The organism is Sphingobacterium tabacisoli, from assembly GCF_017908035.1.
GTDB classification, from domain to species: Bacteria; Bacteroidota; Bacteroidia; order Sphingobacteriales; family Sphingobacteriaceae; genus Sphingobacterium; species Sphingobacterium tabacisoli.
Window position 1 is genome coordinate 224,892 of the sequence record NZ_JAEQMU010000002.1, and the last position, 20,732, is coordinate 245,623.

The 20,732-nt window shown below is 40.8% G+C and carries 21 protein-coding genes and 1 tRNA gene; 16 read left to right on the plus strand and 6 right to left on the minus strand.

Translation table 11 applies throughout. The annotated features are described in order from the left end of the window. Positions 1-18: 18 nt before the first annotated feature. A complete protein-coding gene (locus JKG64_RS11865) occupies positions 19-1,380 on the plus strand; it encodes a RagB/SusD family nutrient uptake outer membrane protein (protein WP_210354529.1) in 1,362 nt (453 codons plus the stop codon). A 2-nt stretch (positions 1,381-1,382) separates the two neighbouring features. Then, positions 1,383-2,633 (plus strand): thioredoxin domain-containing protein, encoded by a 1,251-nt coding sequence (locus tag JKG64_RS11870; RefSeq protein WP_210354530.1) that lies wholly within the window; start codon positions 1,383-1,385, stop codon positions 2,631-2,633. Between the two features lie 42 nt (positions 2,634-2,675). Here JKG64_RS11870 and JKG64_RS11875 read toward each other — a convergent pair whose 3' ends face one another. Both JKG64_RS11875 and JKG64_RS11880 read right to left on the minus strand, forming a co-directional pair. Beyond that, positions 2,676-3,068 (minus strand): hypothetical protein, encoded by a 393-nt coding sequence (locus JKG64_RS11875; RefSeq protein ID WP_210354531.1) that lies wholly within the window; start codon positions 3,066-3,068, stop codon positions 2,676-2,678. Between the two features lie 228 nt (positions 3,069-3,296). Then, positions 3,297-3,827, minus strand: coding sequence for a cyclic nucleotide-binding domain-containing protein (locus tag JKG64_RS11880; protein ID WP_210354533.1), 531 nt, complete (start codon positions 3,825-3,827; stop codon positions 3,297-3,299). 320 nt (positions 3,828-4,147) lie between these two features. On the opposite strand from JKG64_RS11880, the gene JKG64_RS23190 reads away from it, so the two are divergent. The 10 genes from JKG64_RS23190 (at position 4,148) to JKG64_RS11925 (ending at position 10,465) form a co-directional block, all read left to right on the plus strand. Next, complete coding sequence (locus tag JKG64_RS23190) at positions 4,148-4,273, plus strand: hypothetical protein (protein WP_262897768.1); 126 nt, start codon at positions 4,148-4,150, stop codon at positions 4,271-4,273. 83 nt (positions 4,274-4,356) lie between these two features. After that, positions 4,357-5,283 carry a hypothetical protein gene (locus tag JKG64_RS11885; protein WP_210354534.1) on the plus strand — a complete coding sequence of 309 codons (927 nt, stop codon included), beginning with the start codon at positions 4,357-4,359 and terminating at the stop codon, positions 5,281-5,283. A 36-nt stretch (positions 5,284-5,319) separates the two neighbouring features. Beyond that, positions 5,320-6,333 carry a hypothetical protein gene (locus tag JKG64_RS11890; protein WP_210354536.1) on the plus strand — a complete coding sequence of 338 codons (1,014 nt, stop codon included), beginning with the start codon at positions 5,320-5,322 and terminating at the stop codon, positions 6,331-6,333. Further along, on the plus strand, positions 6,326-7,045 hold the full coding sequence (locus tag JKG64_RS11895) for a LytR/AlgR family response regulator transcription factor (RefSeq protein ID WP_210354538.1): 720 nt from the start codon (positions 6,326-6,328) through the stop codon (positions 7,043-7,045). Before JKG64_RS11890 ends, JKG64_RS11895 begins: the two co-directional genes overlap by 8 nt. A gap of 31 nt (positions 7,046-7,076) precedes the next feature. Further along, positions 7,077-7,397, plus strand: a complete 321-nt coding sequence (locus JKG64_RS11900) for a hypothetical protein (protein WP_210354540.1) — start codon at positions 7,077-7,079, stop codon at positions 7,395-7,397. A 463-nt stretch (positions 7,398-7,860) separates the two neighbouring features. After that, positions 7,861-8,505 (plus strand): DUF6266 family protein, encoded by a 645-nt coding sequence (locus JKG64_RS11905; RefSeq protein ID WP_210354542.1) that lies wholly within the window; start codon positions 7,861-7,863, stop codon positions 8,503-8,505. A gap of 83 nt (positions 8,506-8,588) precedes the next feature. Further along, a complete protein-coding gene (locus JKG64_RS11910) occupies positions 8,589-9,140 on the plus strand; it encodes a DUF6266 family protein (protein WP_210354544.1) in 552 nt (183 codons plus the stop codon). A 106-nt stretch (positions 9,141-9,246) separates the two neighbouring features. Then, a complete protein-coding gene (locus JKG64_RS11915) occupies positions 9,247-9,648 on the plus strand; it encodes a DUF5675 family protein (RefSeq protein WP_210354545.1) in 402 nt (133 codons plus the stop codon). A gap of 179 nt (positions 9,649-9,827) precedes the next feature. Beyond that, positions 9,828-10,010, plus strand: coding sequence for a hypothetical protein (locus JKG64_RS11920; RefSeq protein WP_210354547.1), 183 nt, complete (start codon positions 9,828-9,830; stop codon positions 10,008-10,010). Positions 10,011-10,303: 293 nt separating this feature from the next. Then, positions 10,304-10,465: a hypothetical protein gene (locus tag JKG64_RS11925; protein ID WP_210354548.1), complete on the plus strand. Its 162-nt coding sequence runs from the start codon at positions 10,304-10,306 to the stop codon at positions 10,463-10,465. 92 nt (positions 10,466-10,557) lie between these two features. Here JKG64_RS11925 and JKG64_RS11930 read toward each other — a convergent pair whose 3' ends face one another. From JKG64_RS11930 to JKG64_RS11940, 3 genes are all read right to left on the minus strand, one after another. After that, positions 10,558-12,594 carry a hypothetical protein gene (locus JKG64_RS11930; RefSeq protein ID WP_210354550.1) on the minus strand — a complete coding sequence of 679 codons (2,037 nt, stop codon included), beginning with the start codon at positions 12,592-12,594 and terminating at the stop codon, positions 10,558-10,560. A gap of 106 nt (positions 12,595-12,700) precedes the next feature. Next, positions 12,701-14,680 carry a hypothetical protein gene (locus tag JKG64_RS11935; RefSeq protein ID WP_210354552.1) on the minus strand — a complete coding sequence of 660 codons (1,980 nt, stop codon included), beginning with the start codon at positions 14,678-14,680 and terminating at the stop codon, positions 12,701-12,703. 11 nt (positions 14,681-14,691) lie between these two features. Next, positions 14,692-14,868 carry a hypothetical protein gene (locus JKG64_RS11940; RefSeq protein ID WP_246512580.1) on the minus strand — a complete coding sequence of 59 codons (177 nt, stop codon included), beginning with the start codon at positions 14,866-14,868 and terminating at the stop codon, positions 14,692-14,694. A gap of 683 nt (positions 14,869-15,551) precedes the next feature. On the opposite strand from JKG64_RS11940, the gene JKG64_RS11945 reads away from it, so the two are divergent. From JKG64_RS11945 to JKG64_RS11955, 3 genes are all read left to right on the plus strand, one after another. Then, positions 15,552-15,755 (plus strand): hypothetical protein, encoded by a 204-nt coding sequence (locus tag JKG64_RS11945; protein ID WP_210354553.1) that lies wholly within the window; start codon positions 15,552-15,554, stop codon positions 15,753-15,755. An 18-nt stretch (positions 15,756-15,773) separates the two neighbouring features. Continuing rightward, on the plus strand, positions 15,774-17,543 hold the full coding sequence (locus JKG64_RS11950) for a fibrobacter succinogenes major paralogous domain-containing protein (RefSeq protein WP_210354554.1): 1,770 nt from the start codon (positions 15,774-15,776) through the stop codon (positions 17,541-17,543). Positions 17,544-17,669: 126 nt separating this feature from the next. Further along, positions 17,670-18,539 (plus strand): DUF5106 domain-containing protein, encoded by an 870-nt coding sequence (locus tag JKG64_RS11955; RefSeq protein ID WP_210354555.1) that lies wholly within the window; start codon positions 17,670-17,672, stop codon positions 18,537-18,539. Between the two features lie 59 nt (positions 18,540-18,598). On the opposite strand, the gene JKG64_RS11960 is transcribed toward JKG64_RS11955, so the two are convergent. Then, positions 18,599-18,680, minus strand: a tRNA-Leu gene (locus JKG64_RS11960). A gap of 747 nt (positions 18,681-19,427) precedes the next feature. Here JKG64_RS11960 and JKG64_RS11965 point away from each other — a divergent pair. Next, positions 19,428-20,648, plus strand: coding sequence for an OmpA family protein (locus tag JKG64_RS11965; protein WP_210354556.1), 1,221 nt, complete (start codon positions 19,428-19,430; stop codon positions 20,646-20,648). Positions 20,649-20,732 lie beyond the last annotated feature (84 nt).

Below are 20,732 nucleotides of genomic sequence, written 5' to 3' on the forward strand. Positions count from 1 at the left end.
CCATTAAAGAATAGTGATATGCAAAAGATTTTATGTTATTGTCAGGTTATCGTAGCCCTTATGATGATGTCCTGCGAACGCTTTTTGGATGAGAAAATGGTTAAATCGTTAACGGTACCTACTACCACACAGGATTTAGAAGCGTTATTGAAAGCAACCGGAAAAATAAATATTTCAGTTATGCCCAGTCTATTGGAAATAGGAGCAGATGATTATAGAGTAAACGAGTCTGGCTTTAATAACCTAACAGAGTTTGAACGTCGTACGTATACTTGGGCAGTTGATATGGACTATCAATTGGTAAATATGGCAAACGAATGGTCTAAAAGCTATGAGATTGTGCTTATAGCCAATACGGTGTTAGAGTACCTGCCAAAAGTGGAAGGTACAGAGATAGATAAGAAACGCCTAAGAGGAGAAGCTCTCTTTATACGTTCTTGGTGTTTTTATAACCTAGCGCAGGTATACTGTTCCGTGTATATGCCTAATTCAGATAATGCTGGTTTGGGTATTCCGTTGCGGGTACATTCGGATCTCAATGTTGGTAGTAGCCGTGCTACAGTGGCAGAAACCTATGCTATGATCGTTTCCGATTTGTTGGAAGCGACGACACTTTTATCGACCAATAGGACACACGTTACCAGACCTGATCGAACCGCTTCCTTAGCGCTTTTAGCGCGTGCCTACCTAGCGATGTCAGATTATGATAATGCGTTACGTTTTTCTAGAGAAGCATTGCAAGCTAAAGATGATCTCATGGATTATAATTCCATTAAAGTAAATGACCGCATACCTTTTGAACGGTTCAATAAAGAGGTGCTTTATCACTCGACAACAGCTTTTATGCAGGTACTTAATCCTACTATTTCTTATGTTGATCCGGAGCTTATAGGTTTATATAAAGATGGTGATCTGCGTAAGAGTGCATTTTTTACGCTTGCAAAAGAAGGTTATTTCACATTTAAAGGTTCTTATGATGGTACTATTTCTGGAAGTCATTTTGTTGGTCTTACAACAGCAGAATTATACTTGATCCTCGCAGAAACTTTAGTGCGTGGCAATAAGGTCAAGGAGGGGGTAGATGTCCTGAATAACTTACTGAAGAAAAGATGCGACAAGAATAGTTTTATCCCATTATCGATCCATGATAAGGACGAAGCTTTAAAAGAGATTTTGGATGAGAGAAGAAAAGAGTTAGTCTTTCGAGGTGTGCGTTGGACCGATATTCGACGGCTTAATTTGGACGGTAGATTTGCAAGAACATTGACACGTACTGTTGCTGGAGAAACATTTATTTTACCCCCCAATGATCCAAGATTTGTCTACCTGATCCCTCAGGATGTAATTCATTTTTCGGGCATGGCTCAAAATAAAAGATAACTATGAAGTATTTGATTTTTATCGTTCTAACCTTTGGTATAGGGTATGGAACTGCGTTGGCACAGTCACGAAATGCCTTGAAAATAGGAGATGTCTTAGAAGATGTTGAAGTTAAAGTGTGGCATGCTGGGAAAGAAGAAACACTCATTTTACAGAAGAATGGGAAACCGTTAATTATGGACTTCGGTACAACCTACTGTCCTCCCTGTATTAAAGCTTATAATCATATGAATGAAGCCTTACCCCATCTTAAGGGAAAGTTGGGTGCGTACTTTGTCACAAATCAATCGTTGGATGAGGTCAAGAAATTCTTTGGACGAAAAGATTTATTTAAACAGTTGAATGTTCCTATCATTTATGAGGACACCTTGTTGCATACCTTGTTTGAGCATGCCACGCAACCACATATAGCCTGGCTGGACGCAGGAATGGCGCTCAGACATCTTACGCATCATACGGAGGTAAAGGAAGAGTATATGAATCGGTTTAGTGCAGGCGAAAGATTGACGCTGGCCCGAAAAAATGATTTTCCATATGATTATTCGCAATTACTGTCAGAGATCAGCCGTGTACAGCTTGCACCCGATCATATCCCCAAAGTGTTAAACTCTGTTACGTTAACTGATCAAATTGAAGGGGTAATGCCTACATTTAGGACATTTCCTGAGGGAGCAAGCAGGCCTTCAAGGATACTTGTAATGAATCTGGATGTACTCACTATTTTTAAACAACTGTATTCTCTAATTGGTCAAGATGGACAGATAGAACCATCCCAGATCATCGTAGAAGATGTATTAGGGAATGAGATGAGCTGGGACGACCAGATAGCATGGCTGTACAAAAGAAAATTCTGTATAGAGACCTACTCAGAAAATCGCAAAATAGAACTTGACAGCGGATTGATTGATGCTTTCAGCGATGCTTTTGGCATAAATGTACAAATGGAGAATAGAGAGAGAACTGTTTGGATAATCAAAGATAAACCTTTAGCCAAGATAATCTTTGACCCTAAAGAGCAGGACAAGGACAATAGTAACATAAATGATTTTTTAAAATTTTACAATAGTAAATACGGCTTAAGGCCAGTTTTCAATGAAAGCGTGCTTCAGAGAAAAGCTGTAAATTGGAAGATGTTTGATATTAAAAAGGAAAATTTCAGCTTTGAGAGCATTAAAGAATCTTTGGAAAGTAAGGGACTCACAATGACAGAAGAAGTGAAACTGGCTAAATGTCTAATAATTCGTTTGTTTTAGAGAAGCACCCCAAAGTAAAAATGCTTTGGGGGCTTTTGAACCTTAATTCTGATAAGATAATAAGGTCTCATTTGTAGAGTTGGATGGGAATACTGCATTGATACGTTGTTCTACTGTCGTACCCGTGTGACCAAATGCATCTTCCTGCATGTCTGGTCTAGCTGTTCCTACTGCACTCGGATCTGCCGGAGCATAGATCTGACATACCTTAGACCCACCTAAGCATGGCTTATTTGGATCCGCTTGAACATACTGCGTAGGATCCGTTGGATCATTATCAGCAGGATTGGGAGCTCCAACAAAATCCCATAGTTCGTAAGTCAGGGTAGTGCTATTCGATACCTCTTTGACTTCAATTGCTTTGTTGTCGTTCAAAGCCCACGCTGTTACGCCCATACCCAGTATGATCGTAAACAGGATCATGATTGTTCTCATGATAGTGTTTTTTAGGTTTTGCCTGAAGGACATTATTGTACTTCTAAAATCGGTCGCTTACTTTCTTCATTTTTAGCAATTCGGATTTTTAAGCTTCAGGCATATCCAAAGATAAAACAGCATGTAGGTCAGATTTTTGGCTAAGTGGAGCCAAAACTTACGCGTTTGTAGGACATATACTTGCTGCCGAGGTGCCAAATATTTTGCTTTCCGTTGTCTACACTTATTTTAACACAGTTTGCGAAGGGATTCTTTACTCATATTGAGAAAGGAAGAAAGTTCTCCGTTATTAATATACGATCTGATTTTTGGATATCTTTTTAGAAGCATTTGACAGCGTTCTAGAAAAGGCACGTCTAATAGATCGGTACGAAATGCAAGGTATTGGTCGTGCTTTCCGATCAGTTTTTGGTATAGAGAGAAAAGCTTGGGGTTCGACTCATTAATCGCATAAAGCTGCTCTTTCGTAATCAGATAGGTCTTGGTATCTGCTAAAGCTTTAAAAATATAATTGTGCCTAAAGTTAGGTATGAGCAGAGGTTCGCCAGGCATCGCATAACGCTGGGGTTGCTTCTTGGCATACTTGCCAAAAGCTCCTTCCGCGACCATATACAATTCGCCCCAATTGTTGCTCAACAGCTCACCTTTACTAAAATTTACCTCCTCAAAGGCATCTTGTAATTCTGGTAACTGTTGCCGCCAGTTTTGGTTTAATTCGCTGAATACCATATCAAGCAGCTCTTCTTTGTGATAACGCATAAGATAGATGGTCTAATTGTTCGTATTTAGGAAATGCTAATTTAATATTCCAAGTGATATAAGCCAATTCGAGGGATACATGACTTTTACGAGGGGTGTAAGTGCTGTTTTCAGGGGTGTAAAGTCGTTTTGTTGGATTGTGTGCAGGCGAAAATACAATTTACCACGGAGCAGTGTCTTTGTATCCCCCGATTTTTTATTTTGGTTCTTATCCGACAATTTTGTTTATCAGCTGATCGGAGTAGTTAATCTAAATTGTACAATTAGAGCGGGATAGACCTGACCCGCATGGTTGCAGGTCGACTTTTTTGGAACTGGTTATGGATAGAGAAATTCAACTGGAAGAACCGTTACAGTTTTGCGGTTACAGTATTTTAGAAATCATGCCCGACGAACCCATATTTGGTGATATCGGGGATGATAAATGCTGGCTTGAATCCTTTTAGCGAATAGTAATGAACCAAAATATAGCGTCTTACGGTCTATGCCTGTTTTTAGATCGTAAGAGCTGTATTCAACACGTAAACTAATGAATATACCGAACCCTACAAAATCGGCGCTGCATCGTCTGATGTGGATCACCAATGTAAAACAGTTTTTCCCAGATAAATCCCCAGAGGAATATTGGGATAGCTATCAGCAATGGAATAGAAATAGGACGGATTATGCTGCATTATACCGATATTTTGATTTGCTACGATTGCGTTCAGAGCGTCCCGATAGCCCCGCTGGTTTATTTCAGAACGGAATTTTGATTTCATTTCACTATGGGCCATATCGGCTGTTGCCGAGGTACCTGATTGCGCTAGGGATTAGGCTCTCCATATTGGCTTCGGCGGATGTAATAGCGCGGGAAAGAGATTGGTATGTCAATGAATTACAAAAGGCGAATATACCTACGGATACGTTAGAATTTCTTGATGCAGGGGCTGCAATGGTATTTAGGAAAATTATTCAGGCCAATGCCTCCGGTCGGTTGGTATTGGTCTATCTGGATGCCAATGAGGGGCAGCTGAATGCCCAGTACGCGCAGTCTGTCGACAAAATAAAGATCCCATTTGGCGCTCATCACTTTTATTGGCGCAGCAATTTGTTAAAGTTTGCCCTACGGCTGGGTATTAACGTAGGGGTTGGTTATTTGAAAATGGATGCAAATGGGCAAAATTGGCAAATAGACCGAATCACCTCCTTATGGGACAGTAGGACCACAGACGACAAGTGGAAAGCCGTGCATGCGTTAGAAACGCTACAATGTACCTTTCAGCAGATGATACGGCAAGATTGGAGAGCCTGGGAAAACTGGGCATATATCCATGTGTATAATGACGATGAGCAGCCAGCACCCGCTGCCTTGTCTGCCAAAGGAAGCTGGTTTGTTCCCTTTTCAATAAGGGATAAGGGGTACCTGTATGATATAGAAAGCCGACAGTTTTTTGAAGTCTTGTCCAAAAAATAATTATTAAATTGCGGGTTGATACCATCTTTTAAACCTATGAATGTACGCCTTTCGCAATCGCTTGTGGCAAAGAATAAAAACTTACGCCTGGCAATCGGTTTGCTCATTATCCTTACGCTGCTGTATTTATTCAATGTCGGTGTATTGATAAATTATCCCTTCTACATATTTGTCTTGTTCGTGCTACCGCATGTTTTTTATTGCATATTATATTTCGTGTTATTTCACAACCTGTGGCATTGGATCCCCTTCATTCGGGTATCGATGACATTGCTCGTGCTGCTTTCCACCTTTTGGGCAGTCAAGTATTACTATTATGTGCTATTGCCCAGTCAAGGTCTTGTGTTTTTTTATGCTTGGGAGGCAGGGGACGAATGGGCGCTAATAAAAAAGATTGTTAAGGCTTCGCTGGCTATCGCAGCATGGATGGGCATCGATTATTATTACTGGGAAAAATACCGCGTAAAAAGAGAGATCGCTCGCCTCGAAAGGCGGTTGGACGAAATAAACCATAATCACCTGCTGTCGGGCCATTTTTTGAGACGGTTGTATGAGCTGACCCGTCGAGAACAGTTGAGGTTATCGGTAAAGTCATTAGATTTTTTTCAGTATGTCACCAATAGGATGTATTCGAGTAAGACCAGAGTAGCCATGGAAGAGGAGTGGAGGTATGCGGAGATCTTGTGTGGTATATGTACCGATCGGAGATTTGTGATCACGGGTACGGATTGTATTACACCGGATATATGGAACCGTTCTGTCCCCTCACTGGCCATTATGACCTGGATAGAGAATGCCATAGAATATAGTCCGGATAGCCTTGAACTGCCTATTACCCTTTCTTGGACGGTGCTGCCCGATGGTACCCAGTTGCAGATCAAAAATCATATCGGTAGAGATAAGCTCTCGCAGGGTACGGGCAATGGCCTTCAACTGGTAGATCGTCTTTTCGACGCTTTCCAATCAGACGATGTCTTTCTATCCTATGAGGCTGTAGAAGACAGTTATTTTATCGTTACACTTCATTTTAAAACTTATTCCTATGCCTAAATTTCAGTTTGTCATTGTTGATGATCAAAACAAAGATGCCGATGAGTTGCACAAAAACCTCTTAAAGATAGACGGTTCGTTGGAAATAAAAACCTTTGTATCGGCTGTGGATGCTTCTAAATACCTGATGACAAACAAACCCGATGTCTTGTTTTTGGATATTAAAATGCCGGATATCACGGGTCTGGAGCTCTACAATATGTTGCCCGAACAGCAAAGACCTGTCTTGGTGCTGGTGACCACCTATACCGAGTTTGCACTGGATGGTATCCGACTGAATGTAGCGGATTATCTGGTAAAACCAGTAGGCTATAAAGATGTCTACACCGCCTATGTAAGGGCTTTGGCTCGGATGAATATTGCTATTACGATCCAGGCTAATATTGAACCCGAGCGCAACTTTTTCTATATAAAGAATAGCAAGGTAACACGGATTTTGGAGTATAAAGATATTATATGCATGACCGCTGATGATAACTATATCACTATTTATACGCGTGAGGAGGTGCTGGTCTCTAGAAAGACGCTGAAAGAGGTCGAAAGTCATATGCCACATTCTTATATGGTACGTATACGAAAGAATGTGATCGTAAACTTTAGGTTTGCCAAGATTATTCAGGAAAGCAGCCTGATCATTCCCGAATTAGATAATATGGCATTCGAAATAACAAAATTGGGCTGGAGCAATATTAAAAAATCGCAGGGCATATAAGATAATCGTTAAACCCTTAAACAATTGTAGTATGCGTAAAAAATCGTACTTGAATGGCTTTAAGCCTTGTCCGTCCTGTTCATTTGTACAGAAATTGATCTTTGTAGAACTCCTGGAGGTAAAGCGACTTCTGGAGGCCAATCTGCCGGAGCGTAAAAAGGTGACCTCGCAGGATGTAACACTCCGGGATGCCGAATATGTGAAAGCATACGTCGGAATCTCTACATCTACTCTTTACAGATCCGAAAGGATAGGTGAGATCAGGCCGGCTAAAAAGGATAAGAAGAAACGATGGTACCTGGATAGTGAGGTCGAAAGATTTTACATCGGGTATCGCGGTCCTCGTCCTTAAAATTCAGTGCTTTTTTTATCGGTACAGTCTTACTTTCTTCTGGATGATATAGCTACCTAATGGAGTAGTCTATATCTTAACGATTGGCATGGCCTCTTTAGCAGAGGCCATTCTTTTTCGCCCCTTTTCCTGACCAATTGCGATATATCACGAGTTTTTCATCGGGTTTTCATCGGATTTCTATCGATTCTACAGCATCAAAACTCGGTGACAACGGCTGTGTATTAGGTTCAAACATGGGCTAGAGGCAGTATAATTATAGGAGTTGATTTGAAGTAAAGCATGGCCTTTATTGTACTGCTGGATTGGCGTGTCGGTCAGATACCGTTCTATTTTCCGAACGATTCCGTTCATATGCCGTTCAATCCTACAGGAGCTATTTGATGTGGATAGTCGTTGGATTATGTTTGTGCTGTCGATCGCAATTTACCGGTAATGAAACAGTGATGACATCCATTAAAAAATGGGAACTATTGTAAACGGAGCAAACGGTGGCTTTAAGGGTAAAGCAGGCTCCATAATCGGAAGTAGCTGGAAGAGCATCAATTACATCAAGGGGCTGTATAAAAAGCGGACCAAACCCCTGACGGAGGCGCAACTGATCCAGCAGGAAAAATTTAAATTGCTGATGCGGTTTTTACTGCCCATCAATTTTTTGATCAAAATTGGATTCGGAAGGAAGGGTATGGACAGGCAGACGCCAATTAATGCTGCATTTCAGTTTAACCTGGAAAATGTGATATCGGGTGTGTACCCGGATTTCGAATTGGACTATTCCAAGGTCAGCATTTCTACGGGTACGCTGTACGGTGGTGGCACGGTGGGGGTGAGTCACGATACGGGCGAGCTAACCTACGTCTGGAGTACAGAAGCGAATGAACTACTGGAAACATTTGCAGATGATCTCGTATATGTCTTAGCTTATCATGCCGGGCAGGACGAGTTTGTGACTAGTCAGGTATCCTCTACAAGAGCGGATGGGACGGTGACCTTCGGTTTGCCAGAGCACCTACAGACAGGATCGGTACATACTTGGATGTTCTTGTCCAACAGGATGAAAACCAGGCTGTCAAAAAGTGTTTACCTAGGCGAAGTGCAGCTCATCTAATAGTTTAGGGCAGGTACTGCAGGCCTGCCCTGATTTCAGATTTTCAAACAGATCTGCTGATACGGATCATCAATCAATTATTTATGGACACAAAAAACAGAACTCCGGGGCAGCTGCGGGCTAGGACAGCTTTTAAATTGGCGGTAGCATTTCTAAGCCCTTTGCAAGGAATAATAAAGAAAGGATTTAGGGAAAAGGCGAAGCGTAAGAAATCGTTGGCGCTGAGCTTGGCACTTGGCCATGCCCTGCAGGCCGCTATCCTGGATCGGGATACTGACCCTAAGATAAATCCTGCTGCTATATTGTTGAGTGAAGGGGCATTGGCTCCAATTAGTCTCATGCACGTATTGCGAAATGCCGACTATATCGAGGTGAAGCATGTTGATATACAGAATAGGTTTGTCAATGGCGATGACTTAATTACAGTATGTGTATATCATGTGGCTTCGGGTACGGCAGTCGTAAATACAGCGCTGAATAGGCGTGAGGAAGGGCTTGTAATGGTCTCGATACCTATCGAACTGCAGCAGGAGGTGCTGGAAGTGTATCTGGTAGTGTCGGATCGTAGGGAGAAAAAGTTTGCACGATCCATGCACTTGGGCCGATCATTACCGAATAATGTATGGGAAAAATAATAGCCGTATGAAATACTCATGTTCAGCGAAGCACAAACACCAATGAGTATTCCATCCCGACTAATCGGGACAAGTTAATGGCAAATAAAAGTCAAGTGATACACATATGAACAAAAATTATCTGCAGCTCCAACGGAAATATGGAGCAAACGGAACGAATGGAACATTGACCTACCAAGGACAGCATATCTGCTATACCATAGAGCTTCCTTGGCGGGATAATCTGCAACGGTTAAGTTGTATACCAGTGGGAACCTACAAGCTTGCAAAGCGGAAATACACGAAGCACGGCGACCAGATCGGAATACCTGCTGTGCTGGGACGTGAAGCTATCCTGATCCATGCGGCCAATGATGCGCAAAGGGATCTGCAAGGTTGTATAGCCCCAGTCACAGCAGTGACAGGTGAGGGAAAAGGCACAGAAAGTAGAAAGGCCCTAAGCGAGCTAAAAGCACTGGTGTACGGTCTGTGGGACATGGGCGAGGAGGTGTATTTGGTTGTTAAGTGAGGGAGGTTACAAGGTTATAGAGTTATAAAGTTAAGGAGTTATAAAGTAGGTTATAAGGTTAGGAAGTTAAGAAGTTATAGAAATAGAAGGTTAAGGGGTGAAATCGTAAAGGTTTTGACTTCATAACCTTCATAACTCTGACTTTGTCGGGACTAACCTACATAACTTAAAATAAAAAAATGAACAAAATAATCAGAAAAATAAGCCAGGCGGTACAGGTGATACTGTTGGCTCCGATCAAGTTGCCAGGAAAGGCACTGAATATTATTAAGTACGTCGCGATAGGGCTGGGGGTGTTGGAGGCGGTTGTAGGTGAGGAGGAGCCTGTCCCGAACTCGCTTCGGGATGAAGAAGTGAAGTAGTCATCGAATGAAGGAGGTGGTATTAGTACGTCACTGCGAGAGGTAAGTTTTTTAACAAACACAAAGGAAGTCTAGTGACAGAAAAAGTAACGTCACCTCGACCTTGTGGAGGACCTGTTCCGATACATCGGAAGGTCTACAAACTGTATAGGGTTAATTATATAGCTTCTAGATATCTCCGCTTCGGTCGATATGACGACATAGTTTGTAAACCGAGGTTGCGAGCTCACTATAGGTAATCTGTACCTTCATAACCTCCGTAACTTTCATAACCATCATCACTTTAAAAAAAAATGAACACAAACGAAATCCGTGCAGGTACCCTAGGTGGTACACTGTGCAGTATCTGGGCCTCGATTACGCTGGGCGATATGCTCCAGACCATAATCATGGCAGCGCTGGGTACATTGGTAAGCTATGCCATGTCTCGGCTGTTGCAGCGAGGGCGGAGATAGTCTGGAATAAGTAGTAGCGATTGCTGAAATAAAGAACGCCTGAGGGGATAAGCCTCAGGCGTATTTGTATTGGGTTTAGAGCCTTGTAAACACTAAGGCTCTAAACCATTATACTCCGACTGCATGAGCAGCCAAGAGATAATATTGCCAAAGAGTATAGAGTTTTGTACAGACCACCCATGAAGGTTGCCCGATTCGACAGCGCTACTTTCTGGTATCCGGCCATATAGCCGTCTAGGTACTGGAAAAAGGTCGGCATTAACAGTAAACGGATTTTCACCAGAGCTATTGTCCTGTGCAGATAAATTGGTCATACGGCTAGCTAGGAAGCCTTCGTCGCCAACATAAAAAAAGTTTAGTTTTTTGTGACGGAACATGGATATACTAGTGAGGCGATGGTTGTTTTTATTAACAGGGCCATAACTGTATACCTCGATGTCATTCAGATCTGCTGCAGATAGGTTTTCAAGATACAATGTTTCATAACCATGGGTACCCCAGTATCGATTACGCACATCGCCAAAAGGCCAGGTCTGTATGTTGACATCGACCTGATTTAGTTTAAAGATAACGCCAGGTTGTTCATTGACCGAGTTGGTACTGAGATTGGACGAATTGGGAAATATTTTTTTCAAAATATGTTTTTCAATTAAGGAGCCATTGTCTTTACTTGCCATCAATAAAAGTCCTCCTCCTCGTTGTAGATGCTTATAGAGTGCTTTATAATCGGTAGAGTCATAGTTGGCAAAGCCAGTAGCAATTACGATATCGGGATCATATTTGTATTGGTCACCCTCGAGGTAGTCGTAAATTTCGCCTTTTCTGGAGGGGGGGATAATGACGTGGCGCGACATTTCTTCAATACGCATATGGCATTCTACTCCAGGGCCAAAGTTTATTGGCGCTTTGAAAAATGCCCCCGAAGGGCGGTCGATTTGACCTGCAGCAAGGCTAAATTCCTCGCTCGGCTCGAATTGCATGATCCTTTTTTTAGTTATGTTTCGCCAGATATCGACCATGGCATAGTGTATTTTGCCTTTGCCACCGTCGCTAAAGATAAAGGTCTCTTCGCGGCCACTAGGGAAGTTGGCGAGTAGATCTTGAGGCGTACCATCAGGTAATTTTATTTTTAGCTCAGATACTTTAAACTTGTATCGATCTCGGACGATATCTGCGGTGTAGTATTGATCTACTAAGAATTGATGTGAGCCCTGTACTTCTTCCACCATACTTAATGTGGTAGTAGGCACTGTAGTTAGACTGCCCAAAGTGCCATCGATAACGTTGAAAAGACCAGTCTTGATATAGTCATTGTCCACGAACTCGGCTATATGATCAGTGATATCTCCCAATATGCCCCGCGAGTCGATATGTATCTTAAGCAGCTTAAGCTGGTGTTTAAACTCAATCTGTACGCTGATGTCCGTCTGAAAGGATTGTACTCGGGCTTCACCTGAGGCATAGAGCAAGGGCTTGTCGGTGTAGGTTTGTACCTTTGGGTTGTTTGCATCGAGCGGGGGGATATTGTCTGTATTATCGTACGAATAGGCATACCAATCGTAATATTGACCTTTTACAACATCTAGTTTGAGAGTAGTCCCAGAGACGACCTGTACCGATTGTTCGATGGCTTGGGTGCTTCTGTTTTTGAGCACAAACCAGTATTTAACTCCCGAAGCCATAGCTCTACGTACACCAGGGATTACAGCCGATAGGGCTGGGCTATTCAACGAGGCGCTGCTCATCTGTTTGTACCGCGATGGTTGTTTGACTAGATCATAGATGGGGGCTTCTAGATCTATATCTTCGGCAGAAGAAATATTGGAGCTTTCTGCTGCGATAAGGCTCATTTCCATCTTGCCATTTTTAAGAACTCTACGGTTTGCGATCGTTTCGCCATGTATCGTTTGTGGGGCTAGAGACATGCTCTTTGTCTTGCCTCCGGGGGTAGCCACGTCTTCTGTCGTGATGCCACCTACCGTAATACTGATCGTAGCCTCGGCTCCTACAGCTCCCTCTTCTGTTTTTTTAGAGCAGGATGAAAATATAGAAGTACCTGCGATTATAACTGTAAAAAAGAAGAGTAGCCTCGATACTCGTCTTTTTATTGATGTGTCTGTTGTAAGCATGTTTATTCCCCGGAAATGTTTGTCATATTATAATTTAATATATTTTGTTTTTTTCTTGATTTATATATTGTTCGAGCAAATGGTATTGTGGCGCGTATTGTTTATGTTAAAATGGAGATCTATCCACAGGTGTGTAATGTGATTGTGCGATCATTACGGCAAAAGCATTGCCGAATAAGGCTGAATTATGCACATGCCATGATTCAATAGGTTTTCCCGGTTCTAGGGCTCCAGTTACTGAATAGTGGCCATATTTAGGCTTTGCTATAGGGAAATTATCCGGATTCGTAGCGAAAGGCTCTATGGTGTAGTTAACATAGATTCCGTTTTGAAGTTCGTTTGATAGGAATCCGGTATCTCCAATATAGAAGAAGTTAAGCGTCTTATGTCGGAACATAGAAACCGCATTACCTGTAGTGAAAGGGAAATAATTTACCGAAGATCCTGAATAGATAATGACCTGGTCTGTGGGAAGGTTTTGGACATATAAGGTCTGTGATCCATCTTGTCCCCAATACTTGCCCCGTACATCATCAAAAGGCCAGGCTAAAATATCAGATTCTACATCATTGAATTTATAGATAGCTCCAGCTAAGCCATTTTCAATGGTGGTAATGCTATTGTCATTAAACAGTGCCCGTAAGAACGTTTGGGGAATAGCACTATGGTGGTTTTCTATCATCAAAAAGGCTACTCCTCCTCGTTTAATATAGGTTTGTAAGGCAGCATAGTCATTGGCATTAAAACCTGTAAACATACCCGCAATTATAATGTCTGGGTAGTTGGCGGGGTTGGCTAGTTTATCTCTTAATGTATTGGCTAAAACGGGATATATTTCATCATGATCAAAACCCTCTATCCGTAGGTATTTGCTGGTTGGTCCAAAATTATGAGAATCTTTTAAAAAATTGCCCGATGCTTTGACGGATGCTCCATACCCGTAAGTTTTACTTCCTTCAATATGGAGGATCTTTTTTCGAGGATAAACTTTATAAACGTCTACTTTGGCATATTGTATCCTTCCTGCTCCACCTGTGTTGAATTCAAAAGTGCGTTTGTCAAGTCCTATATTACTTACCGGTAGATCTTCAACCACATTATTGAGAAGCTTGACCGACAACTGTTCTAGATCTATTATGTATTTGCGCTGGGCAAGATCTGCTGTATAATAACGGGCTTCTACCTGGCGTTCGGAGTCATTCTCTATCTTTGAAAATACAAGGTCTGCAATGGGTACGTTGGTCAATGCTCCTGTAAAAGTTCCCGTTTTTATATCAAATGCCCTCGTTTTTACAGGTGTACTACTAGCGAACTTGGCTAATAAGGTCGTTACATTTCCGAATAGACCACGTGTATCTACACGTATTTTTAACTGTTGCAATTGGTGTTTGAAGGTGATGGATAAAGGGGTGTCTCCGGTCGCCGTAGCTTTGATTGCACCTTTGGCATATAGGAACGGACGATTGGGTTTGGTCTGTATCTTTGGGTTGTTTGGGTCGAGAGCAGTGATATCATCGGTGTCATCGTACGAATAGGCATACCATTCGTAGTTTTGGTTCCGAACGATATCTATTTTTGTGGTGGTGCCAGATACCAATTGTAGTGATTGTTCAAATTTTTGGGTCGAGGTGTTGTATAGCACAAACCAATATTTGACACCGATTTCCATCGGAATATCAGCAGCCAGTGGATTGATTGCCCGACTGGCCATTTGTTTGGACGGTGGATTTGCTCTTACCTTTTCAAAGCTGATCGGTTTGGCATGCTCTCCAAAAGAAAGGTCTTTCCCTTCGGCCGATGTGATATCGACCTCAATATCGTTGAATTTGACAGTTTCAATGCTTGTTATCTGTTCGCCCGTAGCTGTTTTGGGAGCTAGGGACATCATCTTTGCATCAGAAGAAGACACAAGGTCTTCGTCTGTGATACTGCCTATGCTGATACTTATTTTGGTGGAGCCATCAGGTATGATTTCTTTTGGTCCATCTTTAGAACAGGAGGAAAGCGTAAGAATGCCTAGTGTTATTATAGTAGTGTGGAATAGCCTAGAAACCACTGTCATTGTGTTTAAGTCGGTCTTTCTCATGGCTTATCGGGCTAAAATACCCAGTCTTTTTCTATTACTTCTGTATCTTCCTCCGTTATCCAGGGTTGATTGTTACTACCTCCACCTCCAGGGCTGATCGTTGCCGATGAGGCTGCGATGCTATGTTCTAACTCTATCTTGGTCACAGTAAATAAAGGTGGGAGGTATTCTTTCTTCTTTTTATCCATAATAATATCTTTGAAATAATGTGCTGTATTGAGTTTATCTGTAATAGGCTACTAGGATATGATAGTAGCTATGTTGATTTTCTTTAAAAAATAAAGTGTATTATACACTGTGTCTATCTTTTGATTTCAGAATTGAACCTGATGCTTTTACTTAAATTAATGTTTTTCAGTTTTTATGCGGTAAAAGCGGCTAGAGAGGTAGAATCTATTACGCTTAATCTGCATGTAGGAATAAATTAAAGAAGATTTTTTTTTATTACTACTCTGTTGGCCGCTTATTTATATACTTAAAAATACTCAAACAGCTCTGTTGCAGTTTTAGGTGCGCTTTTTTAATTGCTTTTTGATAATGAGAGATCTGTGATATACTGTAGTGGTATATTAATCTATGCTATTGAAAATAGCTTGTAGACTAAATTTCTAATACTCCCGATAATAATATCTGGGAGATTTACAGTTATTGTTATTCATGTGTACTAATGTGTTATAATATAATTATGTGTTTTTTATTTGATGAAACATTCTCTTGAGGTTTGAGTAGGTATGGGTGTTGTATTTTTGAAAAAAAATATCTTATTTTTTAATTTTAAGTACATATGAGTATAGATTTTTTGTTTTAAAACTTGATTCTGTTTTTACATTAGTTTAAAAAATTAATTACCCTCCCCCTTATTAGAGTTATTATGGAAAATAAAAAGTTAAATCTCAACAAACGACAGAAGTATATTGCTCCACAAATCCATGTTCAAAAAGTTGAATTGGAGGAAGCTATCGCAGCCCAATCTGCTGTAGTAAAGATAAAAGGAGCTGGCGGTGCAGATGCTATCCCAGATATTGAGGATTGGCAAGATAAAGGTGTAATAGGTGATGGCACAATAGATTTTTAAACCCTTAAAAAAAACACAATGGATACTTCTTATAAAGGAATAATCAAATATTTGCTTTTCTGTGTTGCTTGTTCTGGCGTTGCTGGATGTTCGACAAAAAGCGAAATAAATAATGTAGGAGACAATGAGGGAACTAACCTTATTGTCAATATCGTGGGTATAGTAGAGTACCTGCCTGATGAAAAGGCTATTCCGGTTTTAGCCTCCGTTGGTAATAAAGGTAATGTGGAAAAGGAAATAGAGTCGATTTCGTTGATTGCTGAGGAGGAAATGGTCTCGCATGATGATTTTGATGCCCTAGTGAGTTTTGAAAGAGAAAATGTATTACTACAGGGGATCCACACCGAAAGGGCTTCGATCAATGATTTTAAATTGCGGGCAAATGCGGCAAAGAAGCCAATGGGGAATGGAATACAATATAGGTTGGTGATATACGATGCGACAGATGTAAATCATGCATCTGCTCCAGCAGTGAATACGGTGTTGACTTCTGGAGGAACGTTGCCTGTGCCTATTAAGATAGATGCAGGAAAAAGTTATAATTGGTATGCCTTCTCAATTAATACCACTACAGTGCCCAATATTGTAGCTGGAGTGGTGGCAAAAGCCGATTTGCAGAATAAAGATGTACTGTGGGCTAGTGGCACTTTCATCACACAATTTGGAGATAATAATCTATCCATTACGCTCCGAAGAAATAACACCCGTGTTGATGTAGAAATAAATAGTTTGGGAGCATTTGGTGTAATAGATGGCGTGCCGAAACTCAAAGTGTTAACTGGAACCAATAGTGTGCTCAAGAACGGTGACTTAAATATCTTCGATGGGACATACAGTAATATCGCGGAGTTTTCTGCAGGAGATATTGAGGTTAGTTCGCCTTCCAGTACGCTGAAAGTATATAGTCTCTACACCGTAGATCATACAACAAGTATTCCCGCTAATACGCTTAAGTTGAATATGGATGGGTTTAAAATATTGAAAAGAGATGGCGCTGCTGTTCACAATGCAAATAATAACAATAGTAATAGTAGCTATGTCACCTATAGTTCTACAACATCCTCTATTAATAATGTTGCATTTACCTTTCAGCAAGGCGGTACATATAAGGTAACGGTAAAGCTTATTGAATCGCCAGTAATAGTGGCAGGGGTCAAGTGGGCGAGGAGCAACTATAAAGCCTATGATGGAAATATTGGCGGGTACGGGCATTACTTTATGGCTGACCCTATGAATAATCTGGACGGAGGCACAGGTATAGGTGAGGCCGGAAACGGAAATTATTACTATGGAGCAAATAAGTTAGATACAGATCGCTGTGCGAAAGTATTTCCAGCAAATACCTGGCGGATGCCTACCAAAGCTGAATTTGAAACGCTTTCTGCCTATGTGACTAATCCTACTTGGACCGGTAGTAGAATTTATGAGGCCAATACAGTTTCTAATGTAGCACCTACCGGTAGGGGCAACGGATATTTGGCCCTACAATATCATGATGCAAATACGGTGATCAATACTGGCTATCCTTTGCATGCCCAGAAATTTACTATACCAATGGCTGGGCATAATGACAATGGATTGTCTAGCGGGTATAATATTGCGAACGGAGTAAAGAAAACGATTAAGTCTGGATATTGGACTAAAGATGGATCTACTTATGCTAAGCAAGATTTCTATAGCTATGAGTTTACAGGAAACACTTCTAGTTCTCCTAGTATTATTTGGGGAGGAAACAAGGCTCCGGCAGCGGGTGAATTGATGAGTATTAGGTGCGTGAGACGTCTGTGATCGTTGATTATCTAAATTTCTACTTGTACTGAAAGGGGCTTTGGGAGATTTTTGTCATGACTAGTTGGGTAAGAGCTTCTTCTTTATTCTAACGAGACGTTATTTGTCTTCAGAAATTCAAAGAGTATGGTTAAACAAAAATACTACAGATTTATTTCCTTTTTTCAGTATGTGTTGCTCTTCGTGGTGATGGGAAGTATGCTTTTGTCCTGTCACAAAAGAGAGGGATCTGCTGCTCTTAATTTTTGGGATGACGTGGATTTCTCTCTTAAAGATACCGGTGCGCAAAAAGAATTACTGGATAGTTTATTGGTAGATTTTATAATCTTATTGGATGAAGCGCCACCAAGGGATGTGAATAAAGCAATATATAGAGCAATGACTAAGGGTAAGGAAAACCCTTTTACTTTTCAATATTTTATAAAGCAGTTTGATTATCACCTTTACAGCCCAAACTCGGTTTTGCGAAACGATTTGTATTATGAAGAAGTTCTTAAATACATAGTGTCGTCAAATGGCATAAATCTCACCGATAAAGTAAGGTATAAAAATCGTTTAGAGCTTGTCGTACAAAATCAGAAGGGAAAGAAAGCCAATAATTTTACTTATCTACAATCTACGGGATTAGAACGTGACTTATATAGCCTTAAGAATACATGCAAAATCATTGTTTTCTATGACCCATATTGTAATACCTGTAGGAACATGCTGTCCAAATTAGAACTTATGAACAGAGTTTTAAAGCGCTCAAGGAAAAAAAAAGTAAAAATTTTGACGGTGTGCGCTGTAGGAGAGGAGAGCGATTGGCGTGGTTACGAAGCTGAGTTCCCACGAAGCTGGATAAACGGATATAATAAGGAGGAAGAAATCATCCGCAATAATCTGTATGATTTAAAAGCATTTCCGACGTTCTATCTTATTGATGAAGACAATCGCGTATTGTTGAAAGATACGGATATAAAACATGTGAAAGACTACATCAGTAGTTGGACTTAGTTTAGACTGAAAAGAAGTGATTAACAAAAAAAAGCGATTCAGTGATGAATCGCTTTTAGTACCCAGCGCCGGAGTCGAACCGGCACATCCGAAGATATTGGTGTTTGAGACCAACGCGTCTACCAATTCCGCCAGCTGGGCAAGCTGTTGTTTTATTGTTGACGATGCAAATATAGAGCTAATCCTTAAAATAGCAAAGAAAAATAAAGGTTTTTTTCAAAGTGACTGATTATGAAATAGAAAGTTTTTGAAGTGTGTGGTTTGCTTAAAAGCTTTCGTCAGTATAGTTGTCATTTGTTAATGATCAATAAGCAATAGGCAAAGATAGAATATAGATAATTGCTTTTTGTTCGATGGTATATAAGGATCAGGTTCTCTTATTCTGATAGGGATTAGCTGTGTTAACATATATGTTTGAACGTTATTTTTTTACCTACAAGGATATGTTGTTTTTGTTGTTATTTTAACTTACTCGATGAGGTGTTGTTATCCTTTTTTATGAACGATTATATACTCATATCGGTATGTTCTTTACAAAAACTTCACTAAAAATGTAATTCGTTTTATTTTTTTCTTGATCAATCTTCAACTTGTGGGATGGGGGGTATATCGATGCTTACATTGTTAATAACGTGTTTTTTTGTGCGTTTTTGATAGGATATAGGCCTAATTGATAGATCGTTTTTTCTCTCCTTTCTTTATTTGAGTATATCTGAGTATCTGATTTTTTGGGCGTTTTGGCTGTTAATTGTAAACTTTGTGCATACTAGTACCTGTCTTTGCTGAGGTTAATAGATATACCACATATGTTGACTAAGACAGGTTTAGATTTACTTATGAAATTAAAAAGTTGTGTCTGGATTTCGGGCACAATAAAAAAAGACCATTATGCAAAACATCTCTTTGAGGAAATATTTTTTCCTGCTTATTACATGGTGCTTATTTAGTGCCAATGCTTATTCACAAGCATCCTCTTCTCATCAGGTCAAGCGGGATACGGTAGTTATCGCTGATGATAACAAGTTTCGTGTGATGACTAATTCCTTTTGGTCCAACTGGTTTATGGGAGCCTCGGGCGGAGGGGAGATTTACTTTGGAGACCACAATAAGCAAATGAAATTTGGGGAACGTATTGGTCCTGTATTTTCGCTGTATGGCGGTAAATGGTTCACGCCTGGATTTGGTGCCCGTCTATTAGGGTATTATGGGCAGGTAAAAGGAGTTACACAAAACCATAGTTACAGTACGGGGGAGGTATACGATGCCAGCCAACGGTTGGAGAAACAGAAATTTTCTTACTACCAGTTCCGCGGTGATGTACTATTTGACCTGATGAACCTAATCGGGGGCTTCCGCGAAGAGCGCGTGTATTCCCTGATTCCTTATGTAGGATTGGGCTTCTCAGGTATTACGGACAAACCGAAAAGAACAGAGGTAACCGGTACAGGGGGCTTCTTGAATAGATTTAGGTTGAGTAGAGCTGTAGATTTGACTTTCGAAGTACAGGGAACGCTATTTGACGATGCTTTTGATGGTGAACTGGGAGGTAGAAAGAAAGAAGGCTCCATGGCGACGTTATTGGGGCTCTCTTATAAATTCGGTAAAAATAATTGGGATAAGTCAGAAACGATGGTCATCAGAGAAAACTATGATGACGCACTACTGATCAAATTGAGAGATCAGGTGTCGGCTTTGTCGAAAGATAATGATGCTTTGAGAGCGCAATTGGCTAATGCTAAAAATCAGAGTATGACCGAGATTGTGGTGGAGAATAAGATAATCGCAGCGCCATTGTTGATCACATTCCCGATCAACAGCAGCAAACTAAGTAATGAGGTGCGTGTAAACCTTGGTTTCCTGGCTAAAGTAATCAACTCAGGAGCAAAAGAGGTGGTGTACAATATTACGGGGTATGCCGATCAGGCAACAGGAAATAATGATATCAATATGCGTCTTTCGAAAAAGCGTGCAGATGCGGTATACCAATGTCTGACCAGCGAGTTTGGAGTGTCGGACAAACAGCTCCGCATTGATTATAAGGGCGGTGTCGGAAATATGTACTATAACGATCCTAAGCTGAGCAGAGCGGTATTGACAATCGCAGATTAAAGAACTTAATCATATAAAACACGAGCGGTCTAAATAAGAACGGTTTTAGACCGCTCGTGTTTCCGCATCTATTTGATGCAAAAA